This is a genomic window from Enterococcus malodoratus, from assembly GCF_027659535.1.
GTDB lineage: Bacteria > Bacillota > Bacilli > Lactobacillales > Enterococcaceae > Enterococcus_A > Enterococcus_A malodoratus.
Window position 1 is genome coordinate 124,720 of the sequence record NZ_JAQDPG010000006.1, and the last position, 13,725, is coordinate 138,444.

16 protein-coding genes are annotated in these 13,725 nt (G+C 42.0%); 2 read left to right on the forward strand and 14 right to left on the reverse strand.

The window, feature by feature from the left end:
- Positions 1-30: 30 nt before the first annotated feature.
- From deoC to PGP85_RS11330, 3 genes are all read right to left on the reverse strand, one after another.
- Positions 31-693, reverse strand: a complete 663-nt coding sequence (gene deoC, locus PGP85_RS11320) for a deoxyribose-phosphate aldolase (protein WP_010741209.1) — start codon at positions 691-693, stop codon at positions 31-33.
- 63 nt (positions 694-756) lie between these two features.
- Positions 757-2,058, reverse strand: coding sequence for a pyrimidine-nucleoside phosphorylase (locus tag PGP85_RS11325; RefSeq protein WP_090405279.1), 1,302 nt, complete (start codon positions 2,056-2,058; stop codon positions 757-759).
- Between the two features lie 139 nt (positions 2,059-2,197).
- Entirely contained in the window at positions 2,198-3,214 is a 1,017-nt protein-coding gene (locus PGP85_RS11330; RefSeq protein WP_010741211.1) for a LacI family DNA-binding transcriptional regulator, read from the reverse strand.
- A 149-nt stretch (positions 3,215-3,363) separates the two neighbouring features.
- On the opposite strand from PGP85_RS11330, the gene PGP85_RS11335 reads away from it, so the two are divergent.
- Together PGP85_RS11335 and PGP85_RS11340 are read left to right on the forward strand one after the other, a co-directional pair.
- Positions 3,364-3,735: a hypothetical protein gene (locus tag PGP85_RS11335; protein WP_270327534.1), complete on the forward strand. Its 372-nt coding sequence runs from the start codon at positions 3,364-3,366 to the stop codon at positions 3,733-3,735.
- 28 nt (positions 3,736-3,763) lie between these two features.
- Positions 3,764-4,531, forward strand: coding sequence for an alpha/beta hydrolase (locus PGP85_RS11340; protein ID WP_270327536.1), 768 nt, complete (start codon positions 3,764-3,766; stop codon positions 4,529-4,531).
- Between the two features lie 134 nt (positions 4,532-4,665).
- Here PGP85_RS11340 and PGP85_RS11345 read toward each other — a convergent pair whose 3' ends face one another.
- The 11 genes from PGP85_RS11345 to PGP85_RS11395 all read right to left on the reverse strand — a co-directional run bounded on the left by PGP85_RS11345 (position 4,666) and on the right by PGP85_RS11395 (position 13,719).
- Positions 4,666-5,892 carry a zinc-binding dehydrogenase gene (locus tag PGP85_RS11345; protein WP_270327538.1) on the reverse strand — a complete coding sequence of 409 codons (1,227 nt, stop codon included), beginning with the start codon at positions 5,890-5,892 and terminating at the stop codon, positions 4,666-4,668.
- A gap of 30 nt (positions 5,893-5,922) precedes the next feature.
- Positions 5,923-6,786: a PTS system mannose/fructose/sorbose family transporter subunit IID gene (locus PGP85_RS11350; protein WP_010741215.1), complete on the reverse strand. Its 864-nt coding sequence runs from the start codon at positions 6,784-6,786 to the stop codon at positions 5,923-5,925.
- A gap of 13 nt (positions 6,787-6,799) precedes the next feature.
- A complete protein-coding gene (locus PGP85_RS11355; protein WP_090405293.1) occupies positions 6,800-7,612 on the reverse strand; it encodes a PTS mannose/fructose/sorbose transporter subunit IIC in 813 nt (270 codons plus the stop codon).
- A 270-nt stretch (positions 7,613-7,882) separates the two neighbouring features.
- Complete coding sequence (locus PGP85_RS11360; protein WP_010741217.1) at positions 7,883-8,371, reverse strand: PTS system mannose/fructose/N-acetylgalactosamine-transporter subunit IIB; 489 nt, start codon at positions 8,369-8,371, stop codon at positions 7,883-7,885.
- A gap of 1 nt (position 8,372) precedes the next feature.
- Positions 8,373-8,786 carry a PTS sugar transporter subunit IIA gene (locus PGP85_RS11365; RefSeq protein WP_270327541.1) on the reverse strand — a complete coding sequence of 138 codons (414 nt, stop codon included), beginning with the start codon at positions 8,784-8,786 and terminating at the stop codon, positions 8,373-8,375.
- 35 nt (positions 8,787-8,821) lie between these two features.
- Positions 8,822-9,622: an SDR family oxidoreductase gene (locus tag PGP85_RS11370; protein ID WP_034709688.1), complete on the reverse strand. Its 801-nt coding sequence runs from the start codon at positions 9,620-9,622 to the stop codon at positions 8,822-8,824.
- Positions 9,623-9,935: 313 nt separating this feature from the next.
- Positions 9,936-10,409: a hypothetical protein gene (locus PGP85_RS11375; RefSeq protein WP_178981235.1), complete on the reverse strand. Its 474-nt coding sequence runs from the start codon at positions 10,407-10,409 to the stop codon at positions 9,936-9,938.
- 57 nt (positions 10,410-10,466) lie between these two features.
- Complete coding sequence (locus tag PGP85_RS11380; RefSeq protein ID WP_270327544.1) at positions 10,467-11,333, reverse strand: helix-turn-helix transcriptional regulator; 867 nt, start codon at positions 11,331-11,333, stop codon at positions 10,467-10,469.
- 45 nt (positions 11,334-11,378) lie between these two features.
- A complete protein-coding gene (locus PGP85_RS11385; RefSeq protein ID WP_010741223.1) occupies positions 11,379-12,326 on the reverse strand; it encodes a sugar-binding transcriptional regulator in 948 nt (315 codons plus the stop codon).
- A gap of 207 nt (positions 12,327-12,533) precedes the next feature.
- The gene (locus PGP85_RS11390; protein WP_270327545.1) at positions 12,534-13,133 is read right to left on the reverse strand and encodes a class I SAM-dependent methyltransferase; all 600 of its coding nucleotides are present in this window, start codon (positions 13,131-13,133) and stop codon (positions 12,534-12,536) included.
- Positions 13,134-13,137: 4 nt separating this feature from the next.
- Positions 13,138-13,719, reverse strand: coding sequence for an SGNH/GDSL hydrolase family protein (locus PGP85_RS11395; protein ID WP_270327546.1), 582 nt, complete (start codon positions 13,717-13,719; stop codon positions 13,138-13,140).
- Between the last annotated feature and the right edge of the window lie 6 nt (positions 13,720-13,725).

A 13,725-nucleotide genomic window follows, 5' to 3' on the forward strand; every position in this document is an offset into this window, starting at 1 on the left:
GCAAACTTGTCATTTTTTTGACAGATCAGTTTAATAGCCTGTTCCGGAAAGTCCGTTCATAATAGCAACACCTGAGCTGGCACCTAAACGAGTGGCTCCTGCTTCGATCATTGCTTCTGCTTCTTTCGCGTTGTGGATACCGCCGGAAGCTTTAACGCCCATTTCTGGTCCGACTGTTTGACGCATCAAGCGTACGTCATCAACAGTAGCTCCGCCAGTAGAAAAACCAGTTGAAGTTTTAACAAAATCTGCACCGGCTGCTTTCGCAAGTTCACAGGCTTTGATTTTTTCTTCATTCGTTAATAACGATGTTTCGATGATAACTTTAACTAACGCTTTGTCTTTCGCAGCTGCTACGACTGCTTCGATGTCTTTTTGAACCTTTTCGTTATTACCATCTTTTAGTTCACCGATATTGATGACCATATCGACTTCATCCGCACCATTTTGAATCGCGTTCGCTGCTTCAAAAGCTTTCGTTTCAGTTGTATTTGCCCCAAGCGGGAAACCGATAACGGTACACACTGCCACAGGCTCGCCTTGTAATTCTTTTGCTGCCAACGCCACCCAAGTAGGATTTAGGCAAACCGAGTAGAAACGATATTTTTTCGCTTCCTCAATAATTTTCATCACGTCTGCTAATTTCGCATCTGCTTTTAAAATTGTGTGGTCAATCATTCGATTGATTTCCATTCTTTATTCCCCATTTCTTCTATTATAATATATTCTTTCTTGTTATAAAAAAGTTTTAATTACTTATTCTGTAATAACATCGTGGATCAAAATAGGCTCTTCTGGTCTGTCACCAATCGAAATATTTTGATAAAGTAAGTCCTTTACCTCATCAATTTCGTTAGAATTCGCATAAATCGTTAGTAATGACTCGCCTTCCGTTACTTCATCCCCGATTTTCTTGTGGAGCTTGATGCCGACCGCATGATCGATATCATCATCCTTCGTTTTACGACCCGCGCCCAGCAGCATTGCCGCAATGCCGATTTCATTAGCAACTAGTTTTGTTACATGCCCAGAGGCTTTCGCTGGCAGCTCGATTTCATATTTAGCAGTCAAGATTTTATCCGTTTGATCGATCACAGCAGGATCACCGCCTTGGTCTTTGACCATCTCACGGAATTTTTCTAATGCTTTCCCTGAATGCAGAGCTTCTTCCAGCATTGCTCTAGCATCGTCTAATGTGTCAGCTTTTCCAGCTAATACCACCATTTGACTGCCCAGCACATAGCACATTTCAGTTAAATCCGCTGGTCCATTGCCTTTTAACGTATCAATCGCCTCAACGATTTCTAAGCTGTTCCCGATCGCTTCGCCTAAAGGCTCAGACATATCCGAAATGACGGCCATCGTTTGACGGCCTGCAAGTTTTCCGATGCGTACCATTGTTTTGGCTAAACGTTTTGCGTCCTCAATGTCCTTCATAAAGGCACCATCGCCAGTTGTAACATCAAGTACGATCGCATCTGCGCCAGCCGCAATTTTTTTACTCATGATCGAACTAGCAATCAATGGAATCGAATCCACCGTCGCTGTCACATCTCGTAACGCGTAAAGTTTCTTATCTGCTGGAGCCAGATTTCCTGATTGTCCAATCACAGCGACTTTACTCTTGTTCACGATATCGATGAATTCTTGATCAGATAATTCAATTTTAAAGCCGGGGATCGATTCAAATTTATCTAAGGTACCGCCAGTAAATCCAAGTCCACGTCCAGACATTTTTGCTACAGGTACGCCCACACTCGCAACGAGGGGCGCTAAAACCAAAGTCGTCGTATCGCCGACACCGCCAGTTGAATGTTTGTCCACCTTGATTCCATCAATGGAAGATAAATCAATGATGTCTCCTGAATTTGCCATTGCCAAAGTTAAGTGAGAAATCTCTTCATCTGTCATGTCCTGATAAAAAATTGCCATCAACAATGCACTCATTTGATAATCCGGAATACTGTTGGCTGTGTAGCCTTCAATAATAAAATCAATTTCTTCTTTTGATAGGGTTTTTCCATCTCTTTTTTTCTCTATCAAATCTACCATTCTCATAGGTTTTCCTCCAAGCTTCAAAAGATATTATACAATAAAAATGCGAAAGGTAAACCACTTTAGTAAAACAGTTTACTAATCGGAGAAGCGCTTTCTGTTATCGCTGCCATTGTTACTATAACGGGAAGATATCCCGTTGTCAACCCTGACCTGTTTTTTTCACACTCTCACGAATAATTAATTTAGTTTGGAAGATTTTATTCGGAATTCGCTGAGAAGGGAAATTGATCGCATCAACTAAGAATTTTGCAGCAGAAAAACCAATTTCAGTACTTGGCTGAAAGACTGTCGTCAACGGCGGAACCATGTATTTACTGACCTCTAACCCATCAAATCCAACGACCGAAATATCCTCAGGAATTTTTAAACCGGCTTCATAGATTGCTTGATAGCAGCCAATGGCCATCTCGTCATTCCCGCAGAAAATCGCGGTAATTTTTTCATTCTTCAATACTTCCTTCGCGGCGTGGTAGCCGCCGGCAATCGTTAGATCACCAGAACAAATATAACTTTCTTCAAAGGGCAATTGATATTCAAAAATGACTTGCCGATAGGCCTTAACCCGTTCCGTTAATTGGTAATAGCCTTGGCTCTCTTTCAGCATGCCGATATGCCGATGGCCCTTATCTACCAGCATCCGCAGAACCTCTTGTGCCCCTGCATATTCTTCAACCAGCAGTTGTCCCCAGTCACGATCATTCAAGCCGCGGTCAATCAACACGATCGGGTGTTTTCGGTAGAACTCGCTGCCCAGCTTGTGTTCTTCATCTAAATGGTTTGGTGTCGCTAATAGGATTCCGTCAACTGAACGGTGTGACAATTCATTTAAATAACGTTTTTCTTGCTCGATATCATGACGTGAGTTGCACAAAATAATCATATAGCCCAATGGGTTTAAATAACTCTCTACCCCTTCAATTACTTTTGAGAAGAAAAAGTCTGTCACATCCGGCACGATCATCCCGATCGTTTTCGAATGCCGATTGATCAAATTTGCCGCGAAAAAATCCGGTTTATACTGATATTCTTCAACGATCGCTAAGACCTTTTTACGTGTCTGTTCGCTGAAGCGACTGCCCTTATTGTTTAAAATCTGCGATACAGTCGTTACTGAAACACCTGCCATTTCAGCGATTTCTTTGATGGTGATCTTCATCATGGACCCTCTCTCTGCATTTTTTTTAAGTGTAGCAAAGGAAAAATTAGAAAGAAAGCCTTTTTCATCAAAAGGCAAGACTTCTTGCTTGCTCTGTATAAAAAAGAGCGTAGATTATGAGTATACGAACCACAAGGCAGGTGAGAAAAATGCTTGACGTTTTAGGAGCGATCAAAAATCTAACATGGACGACCGAACATCACTTTTTGCATATCAAAAATCAACACGAATTTATACGTATCTGGGCGATTCAATTCGAATTAGCCTACACTGACTTCCGCGTGATTCAAATGGCGTTGCAATTGGATTCTCAAACGGAGCTGCTTCAACGTTTTACGAAAGCTTATGATGCAGTTTATCAATATGAATACGCCTTCGTAAAAGGTGGATTAGATGAATTCAATCAACAATTCGGAGATCAACTAGACAGCTACGACGAAGCTCATCAGACACTATTAACTGTTTTAGACGAGCTGATGAAGCAACAACCCAAATCTACCAAAGAAAATGAATTGATTTAAAGGATTTTTGAAAGAGGAGCGAAAAAGCATGATCAAAGATTATGTGTATGATGAAAAAAATCAATTAGCATTAGACCTTTATGAACCAGAAAAAACCGAGGCGGCCATCATCCTGATCCATGGAGGCGGCTGGTTCCGCGGCGATAAAAATAAGGAAACAGCTTTAGCAGAACGTTTATCAGCGGATGGCTTTCTCGTTGTCGTCCCTAACTATCGCTTAGCTCCAGATCATATTTTTCCAGCTGCAATGGATGATTTACTGAAGGTTTATGATTGGCTGACAGCAAGCGACTATCCATTAAACGGAAAAATCACCGCTCTTGGTTCTTCTGCCGGCGGAAATTTATCGATTGAACTGGCTCTGCAAAAAGGTATTCCAGCAGCTTCTTGGTCGGGTATCATCGATCTTTACGATTGGGTGCAGAAGCATCCAGAAGTCGTTCCTGCTATGAACCAAAAACCTGATTTTGATAAGCAAGCTAGTGGGAAAATCGATCAGGACGGCAGTAATGATGCCTTTTATAAATGGTTTATCCTGAACTATGTAAATCAAGACACAGAACTTTTGAAAAAGGCAGATCCTTTATCCCGTGTCTCAAATAACAGTGGGCCGCTTTTCATCGCCAACTCGCTAAATGAATTGGTCCCTTTATCAGGTATTTATAAATTACAATCCGCTCTAGCCGAAAAAGGCGTACCTAGTGAAACCAAATTGATCACTGGTACTGTTCATGGAGAAGGCTATTCGGATATTGCTTATCAAGCAACCGTTCAATTTTTGAAGGATAATCTATAAAAGATCACCGCAGAAAGTGAATACTTTTCTGCGGTGATCCTTTTTAATAATCTGGTCATTTCCACGCTAAAACACGAACATTAAAAATTTGAAAAAAGACGAAAAAGCAGAAATTTCATTTACTTAATATAATATTAAATATTTGGGTAATATTTTAAGACATAGTTTTCAGCTTTTTGACTCCAAATACCATCCGTTTCCGCTAAGATTTTCCCTAGTTCAGATTGTGCATCCATTTCCGATAATTTTTTCAATTCTGATTGCTTGTGGGTATAGACTAATTTTTTTCCTCCGCCAATCGCTGGTTGATTTAATGTGGTTTCGCCTACCGCATCTAAACCTAGTATGTGAGTAACAACATTCGCTACTTTTACTTGTTTGTCTTCGATTAGTTTGACTGCTTTTCGCATGTCTTCAGTATTCCCACCGGATGTTCCGACAAAATGAGTAAATGAGTAATGGACATCATAAAAGTTTACGTTAGCCGAAAACTCTTTGTCTTGCGGACCTGCGAAGAAATTCAGACACCCGTCCGGATTCAACATTGCTGCCGCATCACTTACCACTGAACCAACAGGAATCATAACGAAGATATCATCGAACCCGCCGTCGACTGTTTCTTTTAACAAACGAACTTGATCTTTCACATCCGCAACATTTATATAAGAAACTTCGATCCCGTTTTGACTTGGATACAGTTTTTCCGCGCGAGCCAATTTTTCTGCATCACGATCTGTTACTACTAATTTCTTCGGTTTGACCGGACCGTGCAAAGCATAATCGATCGCCAATAATCCCATCGGACCAGTACCGCCCATAATTAACAGATTTCCATCTGCTTTGATTCCCATTTTATGTTCATAAGATCCATCTTTCAGATGATAATTTGCTTCAAAGGCACCAATCACACAAGACAATGGTTCGATCAATGAACCTTCAAAATAAGTTTCACCTTTATAAGGAATCAAACAGTCCTGATTCATGACATCTTCCGAGATCACGATGTAAGTCGCATCGCCGCCTGTATAAGGATAGGAATAGCCTGGACAATCCGGACGATCCGGCAATTGCAGATTCGCCTGCAGGACATAACGCTCGCCCTTTTTATATTTGTGCGCCCATTTTCCGCCCACTTCTAACAGCTCGCCACAAAACTCATGACCGATGATGATGGGATTTTCCGCAAGATCGTTTGGCGCTTTTTTGTGGTCCGCTCCTTGATTGGCTAGTTTCCAAGTCGACATACAAATACTGTCGGTAATCACGGATGCTAAAATTTCATTTTCTTTGATCTCAGGTAATTCAAATTCCTCCAAGCGCAAATCTTTCTTACCATATAAACGCACTGCTTTCGTCTTCACTACTACTCCTCCTAAAATATGACTCTATTATTAAGCCAAAATTCCTAACCAATAACCGATGATCCCTACTGCGAACAATACGAAGATCAACACGATTGGGCTGACTTTTTTCTTCAACAAATACATCATCAACAAGGTCAAGCCTAACGCTGGCAATCCTGGTACTAAATCATCCAAAACATTTTGGACTGTTGTGATCACATCTTTGCCGTCTGTGCCGGGTGTTTTTGACACAATCAGCGGAATGTTGATGGTCGTCCATTTGGTAACTAAGACCCCCATAATGAACAAGCCTAAAATCGTCGCGCCCTCGGTCAATTTTTGCAACAAATTACCGGATAGATCTTTGACGATATCCATCCCTTTACTGAACCCATACGTTAAACCAAACCATTTCATCGATAATCGGATCGCGTTGAAGGCCACGAAAAACAAAATCGGTCCCATCACATTGCCAGATAAAGCCAACGATGCTCCTAAGGCCGCAGTTATCGGTCGTAAAGTTCCCCAAACTAACGGATCCCCAACACCTGCCAACGGTCCCATCAATCCAACCTTCAAACTATTGATTGTTCCATCATCGATATCCGCGCCGCTTGCCCGCGCTTCTTCCATCGCCATCGTTACGCCGATCACCGGACCACAAACTGCCGGCGTCGTATTAAAAAAGGTCAAGTGACGCTTCAACGCTTCAGATTGCTCTTCTTTTGTTTTATAAACACGGCGAATCGTTGGGATCATATCCACACAAAACGCCAAAGCATGAATTCGTTCAAAGTTGAAAGATGCTTGCTGGAAATTCGAAAAGACAAATGTCGTCATCAAATCTTTTTTAGTTAATTGCGATTGCGCATAGATATCTTTTTTAGTCTCTACTATTGAAGTATTTTCCATTTACGCTGTCCTCCTAATCTTCTAATTCGTCATCGGCTAATTCGCCGGCAACAACTGCCGCCACATGATTGCTTTGGATTTCATTCTTCTTGAAATTCGGATTCAGCTGCACGTATAACAATGCTGTAATCAAACCAACGATCCCGAAAGCCAGCAAACTGAAATCTAAGTAACCGCCCATGACGAAGCCCAGATAGAAGAACGGCATCAAGTACGCAACACTCATCATATTTAAAACCATCGCATATCCGACCACAACGATGAATCCGCCGGCTACCGCCAAACCACCAGTGATCACATCTGGGATCATGTTCAACATGTTCGTCACCATCTCCGCACTGACGAAAGCGGCCACGATTGTTGCTGGAATCGCAACACGTAATGCTTGGATAAACAAAGCACTAAAATGCAGGAAGATAATTTTATTGAAATTCGCTTTCTCTGCTTCACGATCCGCCGCATGTTGGAACGCGACCGTGATCGTTCGAGCAATAACCGTCAATACTTGCCCAGCTGCTGCAACGGGCAAAGCAATTGCGATACCTGATTGAATATCCTGTTGACCAACCACCACTAAAATCGTTGAGATCACACTTGCCAAAGCCGAATCCGGCGACTGTGCCGCGCCGATATTCATCCAGCCCAATGCGATCAGCTCCAAAGTTCCACCTAAAATAATTCCCGTCTGCACGTCTCCTAAAATCAAGCCGACCATCGTACACGCGATCAACGGTCGATGCGTTTGAAATTCATCCAACACACTGCCCATCCCACACACACATGAAAAAAGAAAAATAAGTACAATCTGTAAAACTGATAATTCCATTTTTGTGTCCTCCTATTTCATATTAAGGTAATCATTTTTAAAAAAAATGAGTTCGATTTTCAAGCCGTATACCATTCCACCATGTTCTTTAACACTTTCTAATGACTTATCTTGTCGTCGTGTTTTTTCACATAATCCAACTGTAAAAAGTGGAACTGCCATCCTATTTCATATTAAGGTAATCATTTTTTGAAAAAATGAGTTCGATCTTCAAGCCGTATGCCATTCCACTAACTTGCTAAAGCAAGAAGTAAATCTGCCATCCAATATTTAAAACCCTGCTTCTTTTAGTTTTTCTTCAAAGTTGCCTTTCGGATCGGTTGCAACGACTCGCAAGTCCAATTCCACTCCTGCAGATTCTAAGTTGCGAAAAGCTTCTGCTTCTGTTTGATCGACTGAGACAGCTTTCGTAATTTGTGTTCGTCCGGTTTTGAATTGCATCCCGCCAATATTGATGGATTTGATCGGTACGTTTAATTGCACCAATTCCAAAACTTCCATTGGGTTGGTGAATAGGTAGAAGACCGTTTCATCCGCATATTTCGGATTGTTATAGACCTTCACCGCTTTTTCTGGGTCGACGATATTCACTTTAATTCCTGGAGGTGCAGCTTGTTTTACTAATGTTTTTCGAATGTCATCATTCGCGACTTCTTTGCTGACGACAATGATTCGTTTCGCGCCAGCTTCCTTCGCCCAAACCGTCGCTACTTGTCCGTGAATCAATCGATCATCCACTCGTGCTAATTTGATTTGCATCTTAAAAATCCTCCTCTTCTTCAATCACTTGCTGTTTAAACGCTTTCACTGTATCGCATGGAATAATTGTTGCATGATTCACAATATCTTGCAGACCACTTCCTAACATACTCGCTACCTCTAAGACGATCGGCAGCGACATTCCCGACACGACCTCGATCTCGCGTTCGGGATTTTTCATAGCGACGGCACAACTAGCATTGTATGGGGTGCCGCAAAACAAATCGGTCAATACAAGATAGGATGCCGTATCGTCATCCATTGCCGCGGTGATTTTTTCCTGGATCGTGTCCAAGCCTTCCTCCTTCAAAAATTCGACGGATTCAAAATCAGGCAGCGCGCCAAAAATCATCTCAGCTGAATTCTTCATCTCATGGGCCAACTTGCCATGAGCCACTAAAATTACTTTGTTCATAAAAACCTCCTAGTTCTTATTAATAAACCGATATCCTACCCTCGGGTTTTACCACCTGCCACATTGACGGTGACGCCATCCACATAACTCGATCGGCCAGAAACAAAATAAGCAACAAGATCAGCGACTTCCCTTAATTTACCGTCACGTCCTAAAGGAATAGTTTTCGTATTGCTGTAGCCAGCACGTAATTGTTCAACAGAGATCCCCCGTGTATAAGCGAGTGCTGTTTCATATTCGATCGTGCGTAAACCCGTTTCTTCCATGATGCCGGGCGCGATTCCTACTACGCGAACCCCTTTTTTTCCTAATTCTTTGGCCCACGAACGGGTAAAACTATTGACCGCGGCTTTGGTTGCCGCATAAACACTCTGACCTTCCGAACCTTCCAAACCGCATTCCGATGACATATTGATGATGACGCCGTATCCCTGTTTGACCATCACACGACCGACCGCTTGTCCCATCAGATAGACACCTTTTTGATTGATCGCGATCATTTTATTAAAAATGTGTTCGTTGATTTGGAACTTGCCTTCTTCTGTCATTTCTTCATCAACGAGTAAAGCTGGTATATTGATCCCCGCGTTATTGACCACGGCATCAATCGTTTGAAATTTCGTAACGGCAGTTTCTACCGTTTGTTCAACTGATTCGGGAGAAGTAACATCTGTTTGACTGAAGAACAAATTTTCGTGAGTAAATGATCCGGCTCTCAAATCTGCATTCACAACATTGATCCCCAAATCGCATAATTCTTTGACAATAGCTGCTCCAATTCCTGATGAGCCTCCTGTAACAATGACCGTTTTCCCTTCTACATCTAACCAATCCATTGCAAACGCTCCTTTTAACATTTGTGATTTTATTTTAACATTTGTTGCACCTTTATATTAACTGCGCAAGAAAACGTTGTCAATAACTTTTTCAACTTTTTTAAAACGAAATCACAAAAGTGCGTAAAATTGACGGACGCAACAAAATTGAATGCCCCCGTTTTTGTTACAAGAATTACTCAAGTAAATAATGAGCTGGCTCCTAATTAAGATCAGCTTGCAGGCCGATCCAATTAGATTTCATTCCCTTTTATTTTGTCGACACGCAAAAAAGGACAAGCTTTTCAACTTGTCCCGCTCACGCTATTTCAGTTTATTCGTAGACTAACTCCATAATTGTTTCTTGCTGTTCTTCTGGAATTTCTTCGTCGCTCAAATAATACTCATAAGAGATTCCGCTGAACTTCCCGCCGATTTTTCTGATCTCTTCCATCATCGCAAAATACGGCTCCGTCATATCGTCGTACTTGCCGACATACAGATTAGACAATGCTTTGTAGGAAGGTAGAAAATAGCAGTCGCTATCTACTTCCGCAGCATTCTTCACTTCTTCCGCGACTGGGAAGCCAACCTCCATTTGAATCGCTTGTTCATCGAGTCCGCCATTTTCATCCATGTTTTTAAAGGATACAAATGGGGTACTTAAAATATTGATATTTTGTGCCTGAATAAATCCTCCTAATTTCATAAAGGTTGGTCCAATCACTTGTGGGATCTCCTCTACTTTGACAGTAAAACTTTGGGAAAGAATCCATTGATCAGGTTTCACGATTTGTTCAAATTGCATGCGTATCTCCTCCTCTTTTCTTTATTCTAACGAACCAAGGTGCCAGAACATGTCATATTAAAAATGATTTTCGTAAAAAGCTGACACATAATTCAATACTTTTTCCCGAATCCAGCTAGGCCCTAAGATTTCAACATTTTTTCCCAAAGGCAATAAAAAGCGATACAAATCATCAAATTCCGCGAAGGTTAATGACGCATCAAAACTACTATCCGCATTGTCTTTCCAATCGAAATCCGCAAACTCCGCATATTTTTTATAGGCGATTCTTTTGCTGAAACGTAATTGGACGGTTAGTTGAGGGAATGTTAACACTTCTTCCGGCAATGGGTAGTCGATTGATTTCTTTAAAAGAACGTCTCTGATTTGTTTGATTGGAAGCAGCGACCACGCTTCTTTTGTCGGTTCCCAAGCTAATAAATACCAGGTTTGATACTTGTACAATATGCGTTTGGGGGCCAATGACAAAAGGCGTGTCTGACCATATTCCGTATGGTAAACGCATGTAATCTCACGATGATTGAATAACGCGTCTTTGATCTGATCGAAGGTCTGGCTGGCAATCTCCGTTTGACTTAGATCGACCTCTAACCATTCGCTCCAATCATAAACCGTCCCCATCTTTTTCAATAAGTCCTCTGTGTCTGCCAAGCCGACGGACTGCAATAGATGCAGCGCTAAAAATAGATCATCCTGCTCCTCTTTTTCAATCAAAGCATTACTAACGTGATAGGATTCATCTAAAAAGATTCCACCGTTTCGTCCCTTATTCGCGTAAACAGGAATCCCCGCCAAACTCAATACATCCACATCTCGATAAATCGTGCGAACAGAAACGTGAAACCGTTCAGCTAATTCTTTGGCGGTCACTTGCTTGCGGCTTAATAGAATCAAAATCGTTTGAAGCAAACGAATAACTTGCATAGCTCCTCCTTCTACAATGAACGGATAAAAAAAGATAGGACGAGCCTATCTTTTCAACACTTCTTGAGCAGTTTCTTCTGTTGTGACCAGCACATTGATGTAACGGCCTTTTAACGCACTAGCGATCGCGTCCGCTTTATCGACGGCTTCCGCTACACCGATTCGGTAAGGTGTCCGTTTCAAATCAGCGATATCGATCCCGATCAAACGATCATCCAAGGTATTGTCGATGTGTTCGCCAGCAATATTGTAAAAGCGCGACACCACGTCTCCCACTACTTTTTTCCCTTCTAAATAAGCCAAAACATCTTCGCCATAGAACTGTTTCCAGCTCTCGCTTGCCTTCAAATTGGGAGAGCCGATCCCTAAGACAGCGATATCGATTTTACGCCAATAATCGATCAATTCTTGATTGAACTCATTTTCCATCAGGGCTTTCTTCAACGCCACTGTTTCAGGAAAGGCAGGCGAATCAATCAGCAACGCTCGGCCATTCAATTTCTTCGATGCTTCATAGGTAATCGTGTTTACATGATAATCACTGATCAACCGACCAGAAGGCCCGCCGATCATCGGTACGCATAAAATATTGTCCACGTCATACTGGGCCAGACCTTCTGGAATCGCGGACATCGTTTCACCCCATGAGAAACCAAAGATCATGTCATCCTTGATAATTTCCGTAAGGTATTCACCGACTCCTTGAGCCAATAATTTATCCTTTTGTGTACGGCTCAAATCCGTTCCGGCTTGAACAATGATCGCTTTTTCTAAATCAAATTTCTCCTGCAGCTCTTTTTCAATGCTGTAGGTTCCCGCCTTATCATAATTGATCGAAATATTGACGATTCCTTCGTTCCGCGAACGCTTCAACAACCGGCTGATCGTGCTGCGATGGATATTTAATTCTTTTGAGATCTGACTTTGATTTTTATCTTCTTGATAATACATCTCGGCAATTCGAACCAATAATTTATCTTCTTCTTTTTGCATAGGTTTGTCCCCTTATTTCTGCTGATGTGCTTATCTTTTCCGCGAGAAAAAATAAGTCGGATGTTCGTACCCTTCAACACAGTTATATCACATTTGTGAAAATTGTGAGTCAATGTGATTATAGCGTTTCTTTGACTCCGCTTGCAAGCCTTTTCGCTTATAAAAAAATCCCAAAAGTTCCAACAGGATACTCTTGGGATAAATCTCTTATTCTTTAATACTGCGGATAATGTAGTAGCCCTTGTCCTTCGCCACGATCTCAGCGTTGCCGAAGACTTCTTCCATCCGGCTTTTCGCGCTGGGAGCGCCTTGTTTCTTTTGAATCACGATAGTCAAAGAACCGCCGACTTTCAATAGAGGTTCCGCCTCGATCAAGATTTGATGCACGACTTTTTTCCCCGCACGAATCGGCGGATTGCTGATGATCGCCGCATACGTCTCTTGATGCAAAGTTTCGTAAATATTCGATTGGTGGATATCTGCTTCGATGCCGTTGCGTTCAGCATTTTCTTGCGCCAATTCTACCGCACGATTATTCACATCGATCATTTCTACTGGACGCTGTGTTTGATGAGCCAATGCCAAGCCAATCGGACCATAGCCGCAACCGACATCTAACAAGGTTCCGTCGGGTAAGTCCTCTGCTTCAAAATGCTCGATCAATACACGCGAGCCGTAATCGACTGTGCCGCGAGAAAAGACTCCGCTATCTGTTACGAATTGAAAATTTTTCCCTGCCAATTCAAACGACCACTGATGAAGATCGTGAGCCGTCTCAGGATTTTCCGAATAATAATGATTTGCCATAAACTTACCCTTCTGCTAATAATTTTTCTTTGATGTCCCGTGCGATCAAAGCCCCTAAGAAATGGTACCCCTCCTCTGAAGGATGGATGCCATCGGCCTTTTGCACGAACTCATTTGGTTTTGGATAGACCGTCATGTGATGGTAAAGATCGATCACATTGACCCCAACTTCGTCCGCGATCTGTTTCGCTTTTTCAGCATAAAGCTGTTGCCGCTCGTTGTCGCCGCTCGGTAAAATTTCTGTATTGATATAGCCTGTCGTCAGCAGGATCACTTTTGACGCGTCAAAGGACTCGATGATTTCTCTGATATTCTCGCCAAAATCTTCAAGCGTATTTTTCTGTTTCAATGAATCATTGGTTCCAAAAGAAATTACCACAAAATCGCCTTCTGCTTCCACTGCATCATCGATTCGAGCCAATCCCTCAGAAGAAGATTCGCCGCGTTTTCCTAACTTCACTAGTCCATAACCGGGAAAATCCATTCCGGTCAGTTCATTGATGATATGCTTATCTAAAATATCACTAGTCTCACCATTCATGACACCAGCCAGCAAGCTGTCGCCAAATAAAACGATTTTTTTCATAGTTAT